Consider the following 20,400-nt stretch of genomic DNA (forward strand, 5'->3'; position numbering starts at 1 on the left):
GATGATCGAGCTGAGCAACATCATCCTGCGTCTGGCGTTGTATGTGGATTTGCTGCTGTTGTTCGGAGTCGCTTCGTTTGCGCTGTACAGCAGTAATGCCGTCCTGCGGTTTGGCCGGATGTTGCGTGGGCTGGCGTTGCTCGGGGGGCTGCTGTCAGTGGGCGGATTGCTGCTGATGACTAGCGCCATGAGCGGCGAAATCGAACTCGCCGCGCTGTGGCCGCACCTGCAGATGATGCTGCTGGAAACGGATGTCGGGGCGGCGTGGGTGGTGCGCCTGGTGGCGCTGATCGTGGTGCTGATCCGGCCGGTTTTCTGGATCACGTCTATTGCCGGAGCGATCGCCCTCGCCTCCCTCGCGTGGAGCGGACACGGGGCGATGGATGAGGGGCTGCTGCGGGCCTGGCATTTCCTCAGCGACATCTTCCATTTGCTGGCGGCGGGTGCATGGTTGGGGGGCATGTTGGCGCTGGTGTTGCTGGCGCACGGGCGCGTGGACGAAATACGTATTCGCGTGCTGATTGATGCCGTGAAACGCTTCGAATGGGTCGGCGCGGCGATAGTGCTGACGCTCTCGATAACCGGCGTGGTGAATTACCTGTTCATCGTCGGCCCCAGGCTGAATGACGTGCTGCCCGGCACCTACGGAATATTGCTGGCGATCAAGGTTCTGCTGTTTGCCGGGATGCTGGTGCTGGCCGCGCTGAACCGCTTTCATCTAGGGCCTGCGCTGGAGCGGTCAGTACGCGATGGGCAGCACCTCGTCGCGGCGAATGCGCTCAGACGCAGCGTGCTGCTGGAGCTGGGCATGGCCCTGCTGATCGTCGCCCTGGTGGCGTGGCTCGGCACGTTGAGTCCGGACGCGGGATGACACCCGGGAAGGCCTTTCACTACACTGGCTCACCGTCCTCTGCAGAAGCCCGATTTCGATGACAACTCTAAAAAGCACCCTGATCCTTTGCGCTGCGCTGAGCTTGGCCGCGGGCGTTCAGGCCGAGGAAACGCCTTCGCACCTCGACAGCATCCAGCAACAAGGCCAACTGCGCGTCTGCACCACCGGCGACTACAAGCCCTACACCTTCAAGCGCACCGACGGCGACTTCGAAGGCATCGACATCGCCATGGCGCGCTCGCTGGCCGACAGCCTCGGGGTCAAAGTCGAATGGGTGCAGACCACCTGGAAAACCCTGATGCCGGACATGCAGGCCGGCAAGTGCGACATCGGCATGGGCGGCATCTCGGTCACGCTGGAGCGGCAGAAAAAAGCCTACTTCAGCAACACCCTCGACAGCGACGGCAAGATCCCTTTGGTGCGCTGCGCCGATCAGGCCAAATACCAGACCATTGAGCAGATCAACCAGCCCAACGTGCGCCTCGTTGAACCAGCCGGCGGCACCAACGAAGCCTTCGTCCACGCCTTTCTGCCCAAGGCACAACTGGCGCTGCACGACAACGTGACGATCTTCCAGCAACTGCTCGACAACAAGGCTGACGTGATGATTACCGACGCCTCCGAAGCGCTGTACCAGCAGAAACTCAAACCCGGTTTGTGCGCGGTGAATCCGCACCAGTACATGCAGTACGGCGAGAAGGCTTACCTGCTGCCGCGCGATGACATCAGTTGGAAACTGTATGTCGATCAGTGGCTGCACCTGAGCAAAGTCACCGGCGCTTATCAGAAGGTCATTGGCGAGTGGTTGGCTGTGCCGCAGTAAGCGTTTTCAGCGCTGCACTGGCTTGGCTGTCCGGCGCGGCGGTCCGGACGATAGCGCCAGTTCTGAAGCCGACACCCGTTACTTCAGAAAGAAAATGATGGGGCTCTTCAAGCACTACCAGTAACGCGGCAGGCACAAAAAAGGCGTCCGAGATGGGCTAACGCCGATCAGTTAAGCGCAGATCCCCTGTGGGAGCGGGCTTGCTCGCGAAAGCGATGTGGCAGTCAAGATCAATGTTTGCGGGGCCGACGTCTTCGCGAGCAAGCCCGCTCCCACCATTGATCTTCGTTGCTTGAGCATTGAGTTCGCTTGACTGATCGGCATTCAGTCGTCATGCAACATCCCGGAGCTGTATTGGTTCAAGCTGCTACCAATACTGTTGCCACCAAACTTGAGGGTCGTTGCATTAGTGCGCCCCTCCGGCGATTGGCAATCCGAGGAAAAACAACTGGTGGTGGTCAACCCACCGGAGCCCGAACAGGCACTCAATACCGAGACAGCTGCAGCGATCAACAGCACTTTGACGACATTGGTGCGCATGGTACGGCTCCCCTTGGGATGATCTTGTGCAAGCATCGTAGGCCTTCGCCGCGCGCGGCAAGATGAAACTTTGACGTTCGACAGCACGGGTTCAGGTTCGACGACCCGCCCCCGTCAAATCGGCTGCCACGCCTGCGCAGGAATCTGCGCCATCGCCTCAAACGCCGGTTGGGCGAACCAGAAACCCTGCATCAGATAAATCCCGCAATCGGCGAGAAAGTCCCGCTCCTCCGGGTGCTCGATGCCCTCGGCAATCACCTCGACGCCTAACTCGGCACACATACCCACCACGCCCCGCACAATCGCCTGACGCACGCGATCACGGTGGATATCGCGAATCAGCGCCATGTCCAGCTTGATCAGGTCCGGCTGAAAGTCCGCCAACAGGTTCAGCCCGGAGTAGCCGGCGCCAAAATCATCGATGGCGGTCTTGAAGCCAAACTCACGGTACTCGCGCAGGATGTTCATCAGGTGCTTGTTGCTTTCGACGTGCTCACCCTCGACCGCCTCGAAGATCAGCCGATCGAGCGGGAACGCGTGCGCGCGCGCCGCCTCCAGCGTGCTGCGAATACACATGTCCGGACGATAAACGGCGTTCGGCAGGAAGTTGATCGAAAGAAACCCGGTGAGCCCCAACTGCGCTGCCGTGGAGATCGCCCGCACGCGGCACAGTTGATCGAAGCGATAGCGGTTCTGGTCATCGACCTGCTGCAAAACCGACAGCGCACCTTCGCCCTGCACGCCCCTGACCAGCGCCTCGTGGGCGAAGGTCGATTGATCACGCACATCGACAATCGGCTGGAAAGCAAAGGAGAACGCCATATCGGCCTCGCCTTTTTGCCGGCATCCTTGGCACCCCCCGCTGGGCTGGGGGAAAATCGGTGTATTGGTCATGACGCCCCCTGAGAGCGGGTTGCAACCATCCATGGCCCAGAAAAAATGACTGCACGGACCGGGTGGCGCCGCTTGGCGGCCCCGCTTATACAGGCTGACCGGACAATTGCGGCCAAGTTCATTGCGAAGTGCCATCAGGTACGGAAATGCGCCGTCATGCGTTGCAGGTCCTGTCCCAGCGACGCCAGCTCAATGGTCGCGGCGGCGCTTTCTTCGCTGGCGACGGCCGTCTGATCCGCCACATCGCGCACACTGACGATGCTGCGATTGATCTCATCGGCCACCGCACTTTGCTGCTCGGCGGCGGCGGAAATCTGCAGGCTCATCTGCTGGATCGTGCCGATCGAATGGTTGATCTCGGTGATCGCCTGTTCGGCCTTCTGCGCCAGCACCACGGTGTCCAACGTGCGTTCGCGGCTGGAGGTCATCAGCGCCGAAGCCGCGTGCGTGCCCTGTTGCAAGGTGACGATCAGCGCTTCGATCTCCTTGGTCGAATCCTGTGTGCGCTGCGCCAGCGAGCGCACTTCATCGGCAACCACCGCGAAACCACGGCCCTGCTCACCTGCCCGCGCCGCTTCGATCGCCGCGTTCAGCGCCAGCAAATTGGTCTGCTCGGCGACAGCCTTGATCACGTCGATAACCTTGCCGATCTGCTCACTGTCTTGGGACAGCACGTTCATCGCCGCGCCCAAATCCTCGATCGCCACCGACAGTTCGCTGATCTGCACGGTCGCCTGTTTGACCACCGCACTGCCGTGACGTGCTTGCTGATCGGCCAGTGTTGCGGCGGCGGATGCGTCGGTGGTGTTGCGCGCCACCTCCTGCACCGTCGAGGCCATTTCGTGCATCGCCGTGGCGACCTGATCCACCTCGACTTTCTGCTGGCGCACACCGGCGCTGGTCTGCTCGCTCATCGCCGAGAGCTTCTCGGCCGACGTCGAAATATGCGTCACGCCGTTACCGATCCCCTGCACCAGCGTATTCAGGCTTTGCGCCATGTCCTGCATCGCATTCTGCAGATCGCCCAACTCATCCTTGCGGCTGGATTTGGCTTGCACCGTCAGATCGCCCTTGGCAATCCGTCGCGCCAGTTCCACCGTCAGCGCCAGCGGCCCGGTGATCTGCCGCGAGATCAACACCGACGCCACCAAACCCACTACCAGTGCCAACACCGTCAACACCGCAATCTGAATAAACGCCCGATGTTGATCATCCCGCGCCAGACGCTGCTGAGTGTCCATCAGGCCGGTCATGATGCTGTCCATCGCCTGGCTTTGCTGATCCACTTGCTGACGCAGGCTGTGCTTCTGCTCGAACAGCGCGGCTACCTGCACCAGCACGTCGCGATAACGACGGATACCGGCCTGCGCCTCCTCCAGCTGACTCGACAGGCCTGCCGGCAAACTGCGTTGCGCCTTGCTCATGTCACTGAGAAACGCATCGGTGGTGTCCAACAGCACCTTTTTGTTCGCCTCGTTTGGCACCGCGATGTAACGACGCAACATCAAACGAAACATCGTCATGCCGTTGCGCAAATCTGCCACCGTGCGCAAGTCCGCCACGCGCGCGACATCGGCCGACACGAGCGCACTGGCCGTGGTGCTCTCGAACATCCGGGTGAACGTTTCGGCGTACTTGTCCGACATCGCCCCCAACGGTTTCAGCGCATCGGTGGTCGCCTTGTCAGCCTCGACCAAACGCTTGACCTGCTGATCGTAGGCCACCGTAGTGTCCTGCAAGCGCTTCAAAGCCTGTTGATTTTCCGCCCGAGTCAGGGTCTGCAACGCCTTGGCGATCAGCCCCTGCAACACCGTCAGCTGCGACTGATAAGACTCGGCAAACGCCGCATCCGCCGCCGCTTCGTACTGCTTCTCCGACAGCCGCATGTCCTGCGACGCGTCGTTGAGCGTGCCGATCAAACGCGTGGTATCCAGACGATCCACCAGCACATTGCTGCTGCTATAGCCAATGAAGGCCACCGCCACCATCGCCACAATCAGAACGCCAAAACCGGCCCCCAACTTTCGGGACACCTTGATGTTGCCCAGGAAACTCGATGCTTCTGCCATGTTCAGCCTCTAACGCCCTGACGCCGTTCAACGCCAGGCAAAAAAATTCATCTCAGGCAACCGAGGTTGCCGCGCATATTCGGGGGGGCGTCATCCTGAGCAAGTGGCGGACAGCTCCAACTGTCCCGGCTGCAACAGGCTGATGCGAAAAGCCGCAACGACGGCGCAGGCATCAGCGGCCAAATCCAGATTTCACGCTGGATTTATCGTTTCAGCAAAGGTGTTGGAACAGATGCTATAAATTTTGGGAAAAGTTGTACAACTTTATATTTTTGTACAAGCGATGAACTTTTTCGCGCGAATGATGACGCATTGCCATCATTTTTTGTGGCACATCGCTACTGGCGACGAATGCCTTGAAAAAACGCCGTCTTGAGCGGTTGTTTCGAGAATCGACACAGCGCCCTCCGCAACCACGACCTCGCCGCTCGCCACGGAGGGCAACGAGCTACGCCTTGAGCTCGACGTTATCCAACGCCTGATTCACCGCCAACTCCCCCAACATCACCACCTGCGCAATGCCCAGCAGCGTCTTGCGGTGCGAGACATCCAGCAACGCGGCGAAATCGTTGAGCATGGTGGTGGCGGGACCCAGGGACTCGCAGGCGTTGGCGAGCAGGGATTCGGTGTCGTAGGACGGGTTGGCGAGGAACATCGGTTTGGATTGATCACCGCTGGCCATGATCTGGCTGGCCGGGGTGAGGTAATGATCGAGGGCGCGCTCGGCGGCTTCGTGGAGCTTGCGGGAATCGAGGGATTCGTAGGGGGATGCGGGGTCGGTTTCTGAGGGATTCGGTGTTGGTTTGAACATGGTGTAACTCCTGACGGATAAACGAAAAGGAGCCATCACTCTCGCTACCAAACGAAGGGTGGAGGCCATACGCAGGTTGGTAGACCGGTCGTCAGGAACCCCGGCGCATCCGAAGACGCCCCGCGCATGACCACCATAAAACGAAGACGAGAAACGCCCTCGCAAGACAGTCGTCTTGTGCTTCTGACGGGAGGCGGGCTAGCAAACCCGATCACTGTTTTCAGTGACCTAGGGACGATAGAACCCGCGAGCTAGACGCACAAGCCGGCGGATTCTGTCTTAGGTGTAGGGGATGGTGCAAGGTGGTGTAGGAGCGGGACTGCGACAGCGGGCCTCATTTAAACAAATGTGGAAGTAATCGTTTGGAAGGAGTTTGAGGAGTACTGCATAAATCACAGCGGCAAACTGGCTGCAGCGATCATCAGACTAATTCAGCCTGGGGAATGAAAGCGTTTCAAGCATATGTTGCTAAGGCTGCTTGCTCAGAAGGCCAGTTAAACCGGGTAGCCGCTACCGCATGAGTGGATGTAGTCCTGTCTTACGCCAAGTGGCGTCGGACAGATCAATCTGTCGTACAGGGTTGTGTTTTTAAAGCCCAACTGATAAATATTTGCCTGCAAGGCATATTGATATCATAGGGAGAAGCAAGGATGAGCGACAAGAACTTCCGCATAACGTTTACTCGCGGTACGAACTCTTCGGTAATCACTACCAGTGTACGAGCGAGCAGTGCGAGTCAGGCAAAGGAAAAAATCAAGGAACGAGAGCGCGGTCAGGCAAAAATCATTTCTGCAGTAGAAACCTAAAACCAAAAGATTACCTGCATAGCAAGCTCATATTATCGCTGTGAGCTTGCTTACCTGAGGAAAAAGCATGGACGACGAGATTCAGGAAAAAAACGGACCTTCTTTCAACGAGTCGCTGGATAAAATGATGGGCGAAGCGTGGAGCGAAGTTAAGGATGATTTTTCCCATGGTACGGGTATGGACCGTGCTGCTTCGGCGGCAAAGCTGGTCGGCAAAGGGTCCTTTTATCTAGGTGTTAAATTTATTCAGAATCTACCTAATGCCATCGAGAAAATGAAAGAGAAGCAGGCAAAGTAGTGCTGAGCTGTGCCTCTAAAAAATTGGCGGTTTTATCTAAATAAACTCGCCAACTTTTTACCCGATGTTTCTCTTGGCACGGAACGTTCAATGATGGATGAGGAACTCGCTGACGTTTATTGGACGCTATCTGACGCTTTTGTGGACACAGAAGTCGATTACGAAGCTATCGCGCGTCAAACAGAGAAATATGACCCTGAGGAGATCAGGCGAATTCTTTATCATGAGGTAGCGCCGGTCTGTCATACGAACCTTGAGACGGTGATTCCAATGATATGGTCAGCATTCAATTTAGAAAACTTGAAAGCTGACATAGAGGAAATGCTGAAAGCAAGAGAAAAAAGCAACTTTCGCCGACAGCGGGACAAGCTACTAATACGCTGGCTTGAATTCAGATATGGCTACATCTGGAAGGAAATCCAAAAACACTATCAAAAATAAATCCGCACACAAAAAATATAGCCAGTACACCTATTTCCCTGCAACGAGTTAAAGGACTAAGAAATGGTCCACATTACAGACAACTGCGTAGAGCAAATTTATTTACTACAAAGTATCCACTATTACTGAGCAAAGAAGACAGCCCCCCACCAGCCTCCAAACCCGTCCGCCCCCATTCCTGATAAACTCCCCCACCTCCCAGCCCCACCCAATCCAGAACCGCCAATGTCCCCTATCTCCGCCACACCCGCCCCACTCTCCCGCCGCTTCTCCGTCGCCCCGATGATGGATCGGACGCATTGATCAGCCCGCCCCCGTAAATAAAGGCCAAATCAACACCTTAAATGCGCCCGTACCAGTTACGTACCAGCAAAATTTATTCAATCGACCATCCCGTTTTTTCTTCCCTTCTCTTAAGCAATTTTTAAGCAAGCGTTTTCGGCTCCAATCTGGACACTGCTGACACTGTCAATAAGACGGGTTTGAGGCAGGCATGATGGCCGCGCTTTTCGTGTCGCTCGGTTCAGCTTGCAATAGCCCCATATTAATTTTGAGTTCGAATCTCTCCTTCACCGCCACATTCAGTAAACGCAAACCCCTGATTTTCCTAGAGAAAGTCGGGGGTTTGTGGTTTTTGGCGTCTGAAAAAAGGCCATATGGGACTGAGATGGGACTGGAGCGCTATTTTGGTGCGCAAAAATGCACGCCTTTGAATGGGTGAAAGACCTTCGCCAGCGACGTAATGAACTAGGCTTTGGCGAATCCAACTTCAAGGACGATTCCATGCCTCATAACCCCGACTCCAACATTGCCACTGCAGATGCACTGACCTTGCTACTGCACAACCAGCATGCTCTGGCGGCGGCCATAGAAGAGGTCACGAAATGGCTTTCAGAGAATGGTGTAGAGGCCGTCGCGGAAAACGCAACCTTGGCCATGGAAACCCTAGATACGAATGCAAAAGCGATTTCAGATGTAATTATGCGAATCAGGGAATCCTAAGAATTCGTTACGGCGGCTGCATTCGGGCAGTAGCTGCCCGTCGGACCCGACGAGGTAGGCAAACGGATAGGAAAAGCATATGAGCGAACAAGCAATTACTTACTTCAAGCAAGCGCAGATGATGTTACTCGATCTGCATGGTTCCATACTCCGCCATTTGATGGCCACGCAATCCATGGAAGACGCGCGGCAAGGTAATCAAGAAACGGTGCAGTTGTTCGACGGAGTTCAACAACGTGACGGATTGCAGGACGCATGCAGTGCGGGATTGGACAGGGTCAAACTGAAGTTGCAAGCAAATGTCCGTGCGATCGAAACCTATGGAGTTTTGATCGACATTGCGGCAGGCGCATTACTGCAAATCTCCAAACAAGCTATCTCTATCGCTCATGGGAAAAGAGAAAACGCCCCTACAGGAGCGAGTATTTCCTCTACTTGCGTTAGGGATCTGATTTGGCATGGTCGCAATCAGTCGATGCACTATGAAGAAACGCGCTTAGTACCGGTACAAAACGGTAATGGTAAGGGGAATTCTGGTTGCAGCAGTTGGGTGGAGACATTTCAAAAGCTTAACGAACAGAACCCTGATCGTTTTAAAATGGCGCCTCCGTATAGGTCGCTGGCTAAGGATGTTCTAGACACTCTTGGATGGACTTATGATTACGGCAAATTCGAGCGTGACATGGGGCAATTGATCGGGATTACTACGAAACTTTAGTCAACAAAACGCCGAACAGAGGTCGAGAAGGAACACTCCCGAGCGTCGTCTTCTACTGATTGTGGTCCTCACCAATGCATTGAATTCCAGCCTATGTTCAATCGGCCCCCACACCTGGCCCCGGTGTGGCGGCCTTTTTTTCGCGCCGTGGAAACCAGTCCCCCGCGTCTGGTCTACCATTCCCTGACGGTCTGGCTCAACGTGCCGACCGCCCCACTGACTAAGGAACCCGGTTCATGTCATACGCTTATGAGGGCTTGGCGACCGTCGCCGTGCTGTCCTTGTACTTGGGCCAACCGCCGCGAGAGCTCACCACGCTGGAATTGAATGTGGGTGTGCGTAACGCCGGCCCTGGGCGCTTTCGGGTTGAGTTTGACCGTTATCTGCACGGTCCCAAGGAAGCCAATGCGCTGCGGGTGATCCTGCCGGGTGGCTTGCTGTTGCAAGGCCCGATTGTTGACGGTCGTAACGAGCCGCTGGGTGGCTGGCTGCTGATCGAGGCCGAGCAGTACGAACTCGCGCTCGAGCAACCGGCGAACCTCAACGGCTGGAAGTGGGAGTGAGTATGGCGGACGCATTGGCGGCACTGAACCTGCCAAACGCGGTGGAGGTGCAAACCCTGAAACTGCTGCACCAAATCGAGTTGGCGCACACGGCGGACGATCTGTTTCGCGCCAGTGATCGCGCCGAAGGGTTCGTGCTGGGCCTGGAGACGGTCAAGGTACTGAATGCGGCCAGTATCGAAGGCTTGTACAAGACCTTCGAGGCGGCCGCCACGGCGCGGCGTCAGGAGCACGAACAGTGATCGGCGAGGGCATTCACGAGGACGTGTTGCGCGCCCTGGTCGAACAACACGCCGTGCGCGAATGCCTGGTGGCCAGGATCGACGGTGGCCCCGACTGGGGCCTGTCGATACGCCTCGGCGGCAGCGGCGCACGCTGGGTGCCGGTGCGCTCGCGGCGTGAGTCGCTGCGCACCTGGGCCAGCTTGACCGCCGTGGGACGCTTTGCTGAAAGCGTGGGGTTACGCGGATTCAATGTAGAGCTGTAACCGGTGATAGCTTCAAGGCCATTTGCAACATCCCCACCACGTCGGGTCCGTCTTCATTCATCCAGCCCGAATCTGCAAGAAGCTCTCAACAAGCAACCATACTTGTCCAATGTCAGCACTCACCTATGCTTGCCATTGGACATAGGGTCCGCTCGAATAGAAGGAGTAGGAAATGGGCGAGGTTACATATCCATGCTACTGGCAGAAAAAAGACAATTCTAGACAGTGGTATTGGATCTATTACGCCAAGAATGGCGAAGAAATCGCTCGAAGCAGCGAGAGTTATGTGAATCGCTCAGACTGCACTCACTCAATCAACCTGATGCAGAATTCAACAACGTCAAAGATCTTCTACACAGAATAAATAAACCGGCGATATTCGAGGCTAAAAGCGCGTCAAAGCCTAGCTAAACAGCCCTGCAATTTAGTGGATTTCAGGGCTGTTTAGCATTGATGCAGCATAGGGATTCGAACCCGACCTGCGGACACCGTAGTCCGCTATAGGCCCGATTTATCAGGTGTTTAAGATCGACTGTGAGGCCTGAAACGGCCTATGGCGGTCTTCGTTATGCCCTAAATTTGCCCTAAATTTAGCTTTGCATCGCTAACGCTTGAGGCTGTCCAAATGAACAGCTTCCCAAGCTGATAACGAGGGTTCGATTCCCTTCACCCGCTCCACTATTTTCAAGGCCTCCAGCCTTCCCCGCTTCAACTTGGTGTCTGTTAAGGTGTCTGTTTCTGTTTTTCTAAGACACCGAACGAACAGATACAGACACCAGCGTCTCGACCCCCCCCTCTCCGCAACAAACCTGCACATCGGCTAGCCACATCAGAATAGTCTTCTCAAAGTCGAGAGCTCGCAGGCCTTGATCTCCATTTGACCAATCACCTGTGCCCGACTCGCAACGATGATTGCAATCAGCGAGAAGCCAACTTTCGTAACGATGGTAGCGAGCAAGCAAAAGGCCAGCATTCAAACCCTGATGCTAGTGCGGTTACCATCCGCCCCCTGCAATGGCATGGAACAGGAAAAACAGCACAGCTCATAGGAATTGTCCTACAGCCTGCGCTAGTGCTTCCCGTTAACGTTATTCCACCCCAGTCTCAGGCCGGGGACCTCCAAGGACGAACAAGGATGCTGCATGAGCGGTTATGTTCCCAACCCGCCGAAAGGCTTTCGCTATAGCGGCGGCGAGCCAGTCGATATCCACGCCCAGCGGTGGGCCGAATACAAAAATCTGGCGCTGGAACCAGAAGCCAAGCCCGACACCATGGGCTGTGTATTCGCCAAGAGCTGCAACCTCCCAGACGGTGTAATCGATCACAAGAACCAGTCCGGGTTTGTGCCTGTAGAGAAACTGGCAGACTACGGGCTGTGGGCTGTGCTAGGTACTGGGGCAGCAATTTCCACCCAAGGCACCCCACTGCAACTGGTGGGCAGTTCTACTACTGGCAGTGCAATTGCTCAACGTCTTGGAGGATCGCTATCACTGGGTCTGCTGAAGGGATCAAGCGTCATTGGTGCTGGCCTCGTAACGGGCTTCGTAGGGATGCTGATACCGAACACCAGTCTTTCCCCAGACAGCGCCTTCTACAAAAACGATCAATACGCAACGCTTGAAACTGGCCGCACCCGTGTGCGTGTCAACGTGAAGACGCTACCGGATGGCTCCGTTAACGCTTATGGCTTCTACACGGGCGGTAAGCCGGATTGGGAAGCCGTCCCGGTCATCAAGGGCGATAAAGTCGGTGAGACATATGTTGCTGACATCGGCAACGGGATTGGGCTCACTTGGACGCCAGCGGCAAGTGGTGACGGTGTACTGGGTATTCCTGCACTGGAAGGCGCACCACAGTTGCCACCCGTCTGGGTATATCCGCCGACTGCACAATCTGTCACGGTCCTGGCGAATCCTGCTCATCCTCCCGAGTTCCAGGATGCAATCATCTGGTTCCCTGACTCTGGGATCGAGCCAATCTACATTGTGCTCAGCGTTCAGCTGGACAACAACAGGAAGCAGGGCAAGGCTTTTGAAGAAAAATCTTATGGCGAGTACAGCAAAACCAAGCCGGAAGCCGCCCGTGAGGTAACGGTTAAAACCGACAGCGGAGTTAAGACTCGCATTGATATGATGGGTCGCGACACTGACGGCGAAATCTCATGTGTTGAGTGCAAATCATCTGATACCGCACCACTGACCAAAAATCAGAAAGCAGCCTTCCCAGAAATAGAGAAGAGTGGTGCAACCATTGTAGGGAAAGGCAAACCGGGATTCCCCGGCGGCAGCCGGATTCCCCCCACCAGAGTCGAAATCCTTCGGCCTGACCCACCCCTCTGAGGGAGCAGACATGTCCATCGTAGAAACGAAAGTCGTTGATATTATTGCGGTACCAGAGTGGGAGCCGAATAACGTAATTCTGGTTATTACGGATCATCTCAAATGGGGCGACAAAGCCGAACAAGGCGAACACCTGCTGTTGCTTCAAGAGAAAATCAATACCTACATCGCCTTTATCGAAAGCGGCGAAATCTTGGAAAGCTACCCGCCATCTAAAGGTAAGCTACCGATCATCCGCATCAACGGACTGTACGAACTACCAGAGCAAGCCGAGTTTTTCGTTGACCGCGTTGCGGAGACACTGAAGAAGGTGGGAATAGGATTTGAGTTCGTACTCAAAGCGGACGAAGCCATTCGCAACATGTGACAAGCAACCCACCAGGTCTGCTTTCGGCCAGAAGCGGACATCCGGGAACTACTGCCTCCGGCCAAAAGCAGTCATTGCCAATGGTTAACCATCGCGTAGGTCAGGCATTAAATCATCCACTAAACTAATGCGGACAACTACCCAGGAGACATTCTTTCCATGCAAAGCTCGTCTTTATTGGCGTGTCCCTCCTGCTCCTCAAAATTGAGTCGAACAGCGCAACGGCGCATGACTCCTTTTTTTGGGCAGTTTCCCGCAGTCCCGTGTGTTTCTTGCGGGGCACCTTTGCGATGGCATGTGGCTCTTCATCGCAGACTTCGGGTTGGCGGGATGATCTTCCGGCTCGGGGTCTGCGGCATTGCTATAGCATTGCCGTTTGTTTTTCTATTAAGCAAAAATCACTTGGCAATAGTTGTCACGGGGGGCAGCATCATACTTTCATTTGTTGGGATACTTGTCACCGCAACCCGGACAGTTACCCCTCTCGTTGAAGTCATAGAGAGCGATGCAGGAATGCGTTGATGACTGAACGAGAGATGGGACAGATTTTTTCTGGAAAATATATCTGTCCCATTTTTTGGTCGTCCCATTTTTGATTTCAAGTGGTGATGATTGCCGAGCTAGCGGTGAATCAGGCGCGGGATCACATCGAAGTCGCCTAACCGGTCGATGTCTGTAGAAGCAGTCGGTGGCTGCTTCTACAGCGCGATTTTTGGGAGATGTCTGGCGCCCGTTCAGTATCCAAGCCTTGACGCATACTCTCGCCAGGGTATCGAGTTATGCCTCGATATCTAAGCACCAAGAGGCTTTGCATCATCCAGCTAGCCGTTGCTTTGCGAAAGGGTATAAAAGCAAAGTTAATAACGACTGAGGACAATCACCACTCACTAGCATATGGAGTTAACTGTGCCGAAATTTGACTATGATGACATTGTTACAGCTATTAGCACAGCACCAGCGTGTGCACGCTCAGGCAGCAAGGCATGGATTGTTGGGGTGTTGGAAATGCCCCGAGGGGAGCTTTTGACCGTCTATCCTAAGGGCGCTGTGTATATAATTGAGTTTGAAGATGGCACCTCAATAGAGATTGAAGAAGGGTGTTTAGAGTTCTTTGTTGATTCCTTCCCTAATAATAGTTAACAAACTCTAGCAGCCGCACTGAATCGCCCAGAGTTTCGTGGACGGTTCTATGCCCTAAACCGAGGTACATCAGAATGGTGGATCCCGCTGTTTTGATGAACACCATTGAGCGTCCGCTTCTGGCCGATAGCAGACGTATCACTATCTACAGTTGATCGTCCACAATTGATCTAAGCGAGTCGTGTAGCTCTGGCTCATCATTTCACGCCGCATAGCCCACTCTGGCTTGCTAGGGACGCTCGCCGCTCGCAGCGTCCCCCTTCCCCACCGTTCGTTGATCTGATCCAGTACGGCCATGACCTTGGTAGATTCGGTCGGTTGAGAAGCCGCAAACAGATCGTCCGTGTATTCGCCTGGCTGACACAGGTTCATCAGCAATACCTCCGCTTTGCTGTACTTGAAACCAGGGCGATATACCCGGTCCAGCACATCGACTGCAGCCTTGGTCAGAAGCCGGACGTCATCCGTGGGGTAAGGCATATCGATCACCACACCATTGGCGTACTTCGCCTCCTCCGGGTTGAACATGCCGGTGCGAATGCTCACGCGCACTTTCTTGCACAAAGAGTTTTGCGCCCTGAGCTTTTCTGAAGCGCGCATCATGTACGTGGCCACAGCTTCCTTGATCGGTGCCAGTTCTGTCAGGCGAGTGCCGAACATTCGACTGCAGCAGATCTCCTGTTTCGGCGGATCGGGTTCATCTAGCCCTAAACAGGGAGTGCCGGCCAGTTCGCGCGCCGTCTTTTCGATCACCACACTGAAGTTTTTACGAAGTGTCCAAGGGTCGGCTTTGGCCAAGTCCATCGCACTTTTGATCCCCATGGTATCCAGGTGCGCTTTCATGCGACGCCCTACGCCCCAAACTTCTGAAACGTCGGTGTTACGCAGAACCCAATCACGCTTGATCGGATCGCAAATATTCACGACACCACCGGTTTGGGCCTGCAGGCGTTTGGCGGTGTGGTTGGCCAGCTTGGCAAGGGTCTTGGTGTGCGCCATGCCGACACCGACCGGAATGCCCGTGCAGCGCAACACCTGGCTACGGATCTTGCGGCCGAGGGCGTCCAGGTCATTAATGCCGGTGAGGTCGACGAAGGCTTCGTCGATGCTGTAGACCTCAACGGCCGGTACCATCGACTCGATCAGCGTCATAACACGTTCACTCATATCGCCGTACAGCGCGTAGTTCGAAGAGAACGGGACGATGCCGTGCTGCTTGAGCTTGTGCTTGATCTGGAAATACGGCTCGCCCATTTTTACGTAGGGCTTGGCATCGTAACTCCGCGCGATAACGCAGCCGTCGTTGTTCGACAGCACCACGATGGGTACCTTGGCCAGGTCAGGACGGAACACGCGCTCGCAGCTGGCATAAAAGCTATTGCAGTCGACCAGGCCGAATACAGGTTTCGACTTAGACATGACTGCGCACGCTTCCAATGATCACACCCCATATCGCCAGCTCATCGCCTTCCAACACATAGCGAGGCGGGTATTTTGGATTTTCCGATAGCAGAATCACCTCCTTCCCCCGGATGCAGAGGCGTTTGCACAGCGGATCGTTGTTCAGCAGCGCAACAACAATGTGCCCATGAGCAGGCTCTAATGAACGATCTACCACCGCCAAATCCCCTTCGAAGATCCCCGCTCCCTGCATGCTCTCTCCGGTGATTTTCACCAGATAGACGTGAGGAGCGCGGATATTCAAAACCTCATCAAGTGATATGTGGGCTTCGATGTGATCCGCTGCCGGTGAGGGAAAGCCAGCGGGCACCTGAAAAAGACACAGAGGTAATTTCCGGCCAGCCACGGCAATAGGGCCTAAGATTGAAAAGCTCATGACGCACGACTTCCGATACTGTACGAATGTACAGTTAACTTTCAGAATGACTTGCGGTCAATTTCTGTAGGAAATATCAGATAGGCGGCCAGGAGATGTGCGGACGACTTTCACAGTACGACGGCATTCATGACTTCGTTGCGGCACTCAGCATGCCCAATCCTTTGGTCAATCACACCGGTGATTTGCCATTCGAGCGGTACAACGCCGCCCCATCTACACAACTCGCGCTCTTTCATCAGGAAGGACAATATCTGCACGCGGACATGGTCCGCTGGGGGTGGCGTCCACACTGGGCAAAGGATCGAGCGGCCCCCATCAATGCGCGTGTAGAAAAAGTGGCCCACGGCCCATACTTCCGAGCAATCTGGCCACACCGGGCGATCATCGCGATAAACAACTGGTTCGAATGGGTAGATGAAGGCGGCGCGAAAAAGCAGCCCTATCTCATCCGTCGAAAGGACCTTGCGCCAATTTTTTGCGCCGCGATTGGGCAGTACCCGAATGCAGAACATTCACCTGGCGAGCACGACGGCTTTGTGATCATTACCGCAGACAGTGCTGGGGGAATGGTGGACATTCACGACCGCCGCCCGGTGACGCTTTCTCCAGACTTGGCTCAGGAATGGTTGAATCCGGCCACACCCAAAGAGCGCGCCGAACAAATGGTGCTGCTTCAGGGCGAACCGACTGAGGCGTTTGAATGGTTCAAAGTAGACCGGGCCATCGGCAACGTGCGCAACCAAGGGTCAGATTTGATAAAACCAATCGAGGCCCCCACCGAGGACGGACTTTTCTAAATCGAGGACAGGGCCTTGAGCCGCTTTTCAAGCGCCGACTCAAAAATGATGTGGAGCTGCTCCGCGTCACCTACTCTCAGACCACCCGCCATTTGCATACCGAGAACAAAACCGTCCGCTCTCGCACCCGCCTTGACGGCAACAATCATCGAGTCTGCGCGCACAATATGCGCGAGAAGCCGATCAGCCTCCCGTTTCACCTTGTCATTCAACACCACTTCGTCCATCAGCTTTACCTTCACTGTGACATCCAATACATCACTAAGATGACGATGGATACCCAACTCAACGTTAGTAGAAACGAAAGCCCCACCAGTGGCTTGTCCATAATGGCTTATCATTTTGATGAATGTTGATCATGAGCCACATCACATCCACCAGCAATAATAGCCAACTGCCAGAACCGGTTATTCGGCTTGTTAAGAAGTCTCCAGCCCCCCCTTCAGAATAAGCCTCCCAGCGATGCCGGTTCCCAGTTCATGATAATCAGCTCCCCGCTGATCTCGGCTTTTCCCTGGCGCTGGTTGGTGTTGCTGTACCGGATGTCGATTGTCTCGAAATGAAAGCCTTCGAACACGCGCCGGATGTCCGGATGATCGTTAATGCTGACCATCACTTTTCCTTTACAACGGCGCATGAAGTCGGCCATTCGCTCGTAGTTTTCGAACGGAAAGTCCACGCCATACCCGGCGGTCTGCCAGTAAGGCGGATCCATGTAATGGAAGGTATGGGCACGGTCGTAGCGTTCAGCGCATTCAAGCCAGGGGAGGTTTTCGACGTAGGTACCGGATAGGCGCTGCCACGCGGCCGAGAGGTTTTCCTCGATGCGCAGTAGGTTGATGGCCGGGGCAGTCGTCGCAGTGCCGAACGTCTGACCCGAGACCTTGCCGGCGAAGGCGTGGTGTTGCAGGTAGAAGAATCGGGCGGCGCGCTGGATGTCGGTGAGGGTTTCGGGGCGAGTCATTTTCTGCCATTCGAACACCTGCCGCGAACTGAGCGCCCATTTGAACTGGCGCACGAATTCTTCAAGGTGGTTCTGCACGACGCGATAAAGCGTGACCAAGTCGCCATTGATGTCGTTCAGGACTTCGACCGGCGATGGCTGGGGCTTCATGAAGTAGAGCGCGGCACCGCCGGCAAAGACTTCAACGTAGCATTCGTGTGGCGGAAAAAGCGGAATGAGGCGGTCGGCCAGGCGGCGTTTGCCGCCCATCCAAGGGATGATGGGTGTAGACATAAAAAGCAAGACCTTTACTGTATGGATAAACAGGTGCTAGGCTCGCCGCGCTTTGTGCACGGAGCAAGAGCCTTGGCTGGACTTGCAGGGACCATCTGCAGGGACGGCGGTCGATCCGGATGTTGACGCATCTGGACCGGCCGCTCTTTTTCACTTCGGTGTTGAGACTTCTTTGGCGTATGCCTGACAGGCTGCGAGGGCAATCAGCCCCCGGTCGCCGTCATCGGTGACGCCGATAATTCGTTGAGCATGCGCTGGGTCAAGTTCGGCTCTTGTGGAGCCATGAACCACGCCGCCGGTGGCGGTGGAGGCTGACAGCGATCCGATGCCGGTGGCGGCGTCGAGTAGGACTGACAGGCGCAGATCAGCAGTGGCAAGGCGGTCGCGCAGGCGACCTTGATCACGTTGTGCATCACTCAAGGCTCGGTAATGAATTTGTTCACTGGTTGCCAGGCGCTGCTCGAGCGCGAGGCGTTTATCCTGTTCGGCACGCTGCTGCGTGGCCGAAGTGAGAGTTATCTGGTTGAGCGTTTCGGTGTACAGGCGGCGCTGTTCGGCGAGCTGACCGCCATAACGCCAGTTCTGCACTTGCCATGTAATGGCGGCGGAACCGCCGACTAAGACGGCCAGCAGCACTCCCTTGGCCACCAACCGATACGGTGTCGGGATCAGTTCGCCGAGACGCATAACACCGCCCTCGCCCGCCCCCACAACTCCAGCCGATCTTGCAGGCCATTGAGACCACCGTTGATCCTGCGCGTGATCGTGTTGAACTCGTTTTGATCGGCCAGCGCGTTCAACCCATTCACGGACCAGAACCATGCGGCCGACTCGGCGGCCCACTGCGGCAGCTCCAGTAGTTCAGGCGTGCGCAGCAATCGCTCGTCGCCGAACAGCGCCAGGCTGCAGCGCAGGTAATTGTCGTGGCCAGTGACTTGGATCAGGCCGCGACCGCGATAGCGCTGGCCATCACCATCGGCGGCCGGCGTGTTGCCCAGTTTCGCAGCCAAGTTGCCGGTGTCGTATTTGCTCAGGTATTGATCGCCACCCAGTTCGCGGACGTACTGCAGCTGACCCGACTCATGACCGACTTGCGCCAGGAACGCGGCTTGGCGTTTCGGCGTGTTGATTTGTCGATGGGCCATGGCTGCGTTAAGGGCGGATACAAAAACGCCCGCTTGTCGGCGGGCGTTGGGCATGATGCTTTGCAGCTGTTGTTCAGTGATGGACATACAAACTCCAGACGTAAAAAAACCGCACTCAGGCGGCGATGGGATGCGGCTACTGTTTCTCGATGTTCACAACCTTGAGCGGTGGTTTCGGCCCCTTCTTTTTCTTGCCCTTGGATTTACCGGCTTTGCCAGCATTGCATTCGACCGTGGTCGACCATCCAGACTGGGTGAAAACCTGCTCGACCGAATCCGCCAGGTATTCGCCATCAAGCCCGACCTTGAATCCCTGAGCGATGATGGGACGCTCGGCGAAGATGTCCGTCCGGCCGGGCATCTCAAGCCGCACATCAGCGGTCGAGCGGTTAAACGCCGATAGACGGGCCTTGGCCGCCGCTTCAGCAGCCGTTTTGTTTGGGTAGATATGGCGGTCGGTATGCACTGCCGGCAGGCCGTCCGGAGCGTCATCATTGTCGATGGTAACCACCGCGAGCTTGCCGTTCTTTTTGTCCTGATGCTTGGTGGCCACTGCCTTGTGCGAATTGCGATCTCCGAGACTGAATTGCCAGCGGCTAAGGTCACTGCGGGTCAGCGTGATGGCGCCAAATGCTTTGCCGCTGGCAGTCTGGCCACCTTGGCGCGGCATCACCAACAGCTTGCCGTCGGCGACCTTGGCTGTGCAGTCGTATTGCTTGGCCAGACGGGTGATGAAATTAAAATCGGACTCGTTGAGCTGGTCGACCCGGGCGACCTTGGTCGATACAGGGCACACCGGTTGCCAGCCATTGCGCGCGGCGACGTCAGCCACGATCTTCGACAGCGGCACGTCTTCCCAGCTTCCGCTACGGATAGTCTTACCGCTGCCACGCATGTCGCTGGCTTTGCCCTTGATCACGATGGTATCGGGTGGACCTGATACCTCGACCGTGTCCACGGTATAACTGCCCATGCGCGCCAAGGTCGTTTCGGCATACCCCAGGTAGATCTCGATTGAGCTGCCACGCCGTGGCAATTGCACTTGCCCATCACGGTCGTCGATACGCAACTCAAACTCGTCGGACTCCATGCCCGGCTTGTCAGAGGTACGCAGCAACAACAGCCGATCATTGATCTTGGCCGTGACATCGGCCCCATCGGCGTCGATTCGAAACATTGGGGTCATAAATT

The 20,400-nt window shown here is 55.8% G+C and carries 25 protein-coding genes and 1 pseudogene; 14 read left to right on the forward strand and 12 right to left on the reverse strand.

All coding sequences use genetic code 11. From position 1 onward, the window contains the following. The first annotated feature begins 1 nt into the window (after window position 1). A complete protein-coding gene (gene copD, locus AC0J41_RS16435; RefSeq protein WP_473013043.1) occupies window positions 2–871 on the forward strand; it encodes a copper homeostasis membrane protein CopD in 870 nt (289 codons plus the stop codon). A gap of 58 nt (window positions 872–929) precedes the next feature. Beyond that, window positions 930–1,715, forward strand: a complete 786-nt coding sequence (locus tag AC0J41_RS16440; protein ID WP_473013044.1) for a transporter substrate-binding domain-containing protein — start codon at window positions 930–932, stop codon at window positions 1,713–1,715. Between the two features lie 324 nt (window positions 1,716–2,039). Here the strand turns inward: AC0J41_RS16440 and AC0J41_RS16445 are convergent, their stop codons facing one another. From AC0J41_RS16445 to AC0J41_RS16465, 5 genes and pseudogenes are all read right to left on the reverse strand, one after another. Beyond that, a complete protein-coding gene (locus tag AC0J41_RS16445) occupies window positions 2,040–2,255 on the reverse strand; it encodes a hypothetical protein (protein ID WP_081794889.1) in 216 nt (71 codons plus the stop codon). Window positions 2,256–2,369: 114 nt separating this feature from the next. Continuing rightward, the gene (gene rimA, locus AC0J41_RS16450) at window positions 2,370–3,149 is read right to left on the reverse strand and encodes a S6 modification regulatory phosphodiesterase RimA (protein WP_025111148.1); all 780 of its coding nucleotides are present in this window, start codon (window positions 3,147–3,149) and stop codon (window positions 2,370–2,372) included. Window positions 3,150–3,283: 134 nt separating this feature from the next. Next, the gene (locus AC0J41_RS16455; RefSeq protein ID WP_473016012.1) at window positions 3,284–4,156 is read right to left on the reverse strand and encodes a methyl-accepting chemotaxis protein; all 873 of its coding nucleotides are present in this window, start codon (window positions 4,154–4,156) and stop codon (window positions 3,284–3,286) included. Continuing rightward, a pseudogene (locus tag AC0J41_RS16460) lies at window positions 4,142–5,218 on the reverse strand (methyl-accepting chemotaxis protein); the annotation flags it as partial. The gene AC0J41_RS16455 and the pseudogene AC0J41_RS16460, both read right to left, overlap by 15 nt. 448 nt (window positions 5,219–5,666) lie before the next feature. Next, window positions 5,667–6,029 carry a DUF6124 family protein gene (locus AC0J41_RS16465; protein ID WP_473013045.1) on the reverse strand — a complete coding sequence of 121 codons (363 nt, stop codon included), beginning with the start codon at window positions 6,027–6,029 and terminating at the stop codon, window positions 5,667–5,669. A gap of 873 nt (window positions 6,030–6,902) precedes the next feature. On the opposite strand from AC0J41_RS16465, the gene AC0J41_RS16470 reads away from it, so the two are divergent. The 11 genes from AC0J41_RS16470 to AC0J41_RS16520 all read left to right on the forward strand — a co-directional run bounded on the left by AC0J41_RS16470 (window position 6,903) and on the right by AC0J41_RS16520 (window position 14,190). Next, complete coding sequence (locus tag AC0J41_RS16470; protein WP_473013046.1) at window positions 6,903–7,133, forward strand: hypothetical protein; 231 nt, start codon at window positions 6,903–6,905, stop codon at window positions 7,131–7,133. Between the two features lie 90 nt (window positions 7,134–7,223). Beyond that, window positions 7,224–7,574, forward strand: coding sequence for a DUF7079 family protein (locus AC0J41_RS16475; RefSeq protein ID WP_473013047.1), 351 nt, complete (start codon window positions 7,224–7,226; stop codon window positions 7,572–7,574). A 783-nt stretch (window positions 7,575–8,357) separates the two neighbouring features. After that, the gene (locus tag AC0J41_RS16480; RefSeq protein WP_473016013.1) at window positions 8,358–8,576 is read left to right on the forward strand and encodes a hypothetical protein; all 219 of its coding nucleotides are present in this window, start codon (window positions 8,358–8,360) and stop codon (window positions 8,574–8,576) included. Window positions 8,577–8,655: 79 nt separating this feature from the next. Further along, on the forward strand, window positions 8,656–9,294 hold the full coding sequence (locus AC0J41_RS16485; protein WP_473013048.1) for a hypothetical protein: 639 nt from the start codon (window positions 8,656–8,658) through the stop codon (window positions 9,292–9,294). Window positions 9,295–9,530: 236 nt separating this feature from the next. Then, on the forward strand, window positions 9,531–9,857 hold the full coding sequence (locus tag AC0J41_RS16490; protein ID WP_473013049.1) for a hypothetical protein: 327 nt from the start codon (window positions 9,531–9,533) through the stop codon (window positions 9,855–9,857). 2 nt (window positions 9,858–9,859) lie between these two features. Next, on the forward strand, window positions 9,860–10,099 hold the full coding sequence (locus AC0J41_RS16495; RefSeq protein WP_473013050.1) for a hypothetical protein: 240 nt from the start codon (window positions 9,860–9,862) through the stop codon (window positions 10,097–10,099). Next, window positions 10,096–10,344 (forward strand): hypothetical protein, encoded by a 249-nt coding sequence (locus AC0J41_RS16500; protein ID WP_473013051.1) that lies wholly within the window; start codon window positions 10,096–10,098, stop codon window positions 10,342–10,344. The genes AC0J41_RS16495 and AC0J41_RS16500 overlap by 4 nt, the downstream gene beginning before the upstream one ends. Window positions 10,345–10,516: 172 nt before the next feature. After that, window positions 10,517–10,708: a DUF1508 domain-containing protein gene (locus AC0J41_RS16505; protein WP_122612662.1), complete on the forward strand. Its 192-nt coding sequence runs from the start codon at window positions 10,517–10,519 to the stop codon at window positions 10,706–10,708. Window positions 10,709–11,486: 778 nt separating this feature from the next. Then, window positions 11,487–12,683 carry an S-type pyocin domain-containing protein gene (locus tag AC0J41_RS16510; RefSeq protein ID WP_473013052.1) on the forward strand — a complete coding sequence of 399 codons (1,197 nt, stop codon included), beginning with the start codon at window positions 11,487–11,489 and terminating at the stop codon, window positions 12,681–12,683. Window positions 12,684–12,693: 10 nt separating this feature from the next. Continuing rightward, the gene (locus AC0J41_RS16515) at window positions 12,694–13,050 is read left to right on the forward strand and encodes a DUF6572 domain-containing protein (protein ID WP_473013053.1); all 357 of its coding nucleotides are present in this window, start codon (window positions 12,694–12,696) and stop codon (window positions 13,048–13,050) included. 906 nt (window positions 13,051–13,956) lie between these two features. Next, on the forward strand, window positions 13,957–14,190 hold the full coding sequence (locus AC0J41_RS16520; RefSeq protein WP_473013054.1) for a hypothetical protein: 234 nt from the start codon (window positions 13,957–13,959) through the stop codon (window positions 14,188–14,190). A 141-nt stretch (window positions 14,191–14,331) separates the two neighbouring features. On the opposite strand, the gene umuC is transcribed toward AC0J41_RS16520, so the two are convergent. Together umuC and AC0J41_RS16530 are read right to left on the reverse strand one after the other, a co-directional pair. Beyond that, the gene (umuC, locus tag AC0J41_RS16525; RefSeq protein ID WP_473013055.1) at window positions 14,332–15,609 is read right to left on the reverse strand and encodes a translesion error-prone DNA polymerase V subunit UmuC; all 1,278 of its coding nucleotides are present in this window, start codon (window positions 15,607–15,609) and stop codon (window positions 14,332–14,334) included. Next, window positions 15,602–16,027, reverse strand: coding sequence for a LexA family protein (locus tag AC0J41_RS16530; RefSeq protein ID WP_473013056.1), 426 nt, complete (start codon window positions 16,025–16,027; stop codon window positions 15,602–15,604). Before AC0J41_RS16530 ends, umuC begins: the two co-directional genes overlap by 8 nt. A gap of 95 nt (window positions 16,028–16,122) precedes the next feature. Here AC0J41_RS16530 and AC0J41_RS16535 point away from each other — a divergent pair, with 95 nt between their 5' ends. Continuing rightward, window positions 16,123–16,827 (forward strand): SOS response-associated peptidase family protein, encoded by a 705-nt coding sequence (locus AC0J41_RS16535; RefSeq protein ID WP_473013057.1) that lies wholly within the window; start codon window positions 16,123–16,125, stop codon window positions 16,825–16,827. Here AC0J41_RS16535 and AC0J41_RS16540 read toward each other — a convergent pair. The 5 genes from AC0J41_RS16540 to AC0J41_RS16560 form a co-directional block, all read right to left on the reverse strand. Beyond that, the gene (locus tag AC0J41_RS16540; RefSeq protein WP_473013058.1) at window positions 16,824–17,054 is read right to left on the reverse strand and encodes a hypothetical protein; all 231 of its coding nucleotides are present in this window, start codon (window positions 17,052–17,054) and stop codon (window positions 16,824–16,826) included. The genes AC0J41_RS16535 and AC0J41_RS16540 overlap by 4 nt on opposite strands. Before the next feature lie 215 nt (window positions 17,055–17,269). Next, window positions 17,270–18,064, reverse strand: coding sequence for a DNA adenine methylase (locus AC0J41_RS16545; RefSeq protein WP_473013059.1), 795 nt, complete (start codon window positions 18,062–18,064; stop codon window positions 17,270–17,272). A gap of 150 nt (window positions 18,065–18,214) precedes the next feature. Continuing rightward, window positions 18,215–18,751: a lysis system spanin subunit gene (locus tag AC0J41_RS16550; protein ID WP_473013060.1), complete on the reverse strand. Its 537-nt coding sequence runs from the start codon at window positions 18,749–18,751 to the stop codon at window positions 18,215–18,217. Then, the gene (locus tag AC0J41_RS16555) at window positions 18,733–19,296 is read right to left on the reverse strand and encodes a glycoside hydrolase family 19 protein (protein WP_123377008.1); all 564 of its coding nucleotides are present in this window, start codon (window positions 19,294–19,296) and stop codon (window positions 18,733–18,735) included. The genes AC0J41_RS16550 and AC0J41_RS16555 overlap by 19 nt, the downstream gene beginning before the upstream one ends. Window positions 19,297–19,345: 49 nt before the next feature. Then, complete coding sequence (locus AC0J41_RS16560; protein ID WP_473013061.1) at window positions 19,346–20,395, reverse strand: phage late control D family protein; 1,050 nt, start codon at window positions 20,393–20,395, stop codon at window positions 19,346–19,348. Window positions 20,396–20,400 lie beyond the last annotated feature (5 nt).

Source organism: Pseudomonas sp. Arb-4-2C (assembly GCF_055755015.1).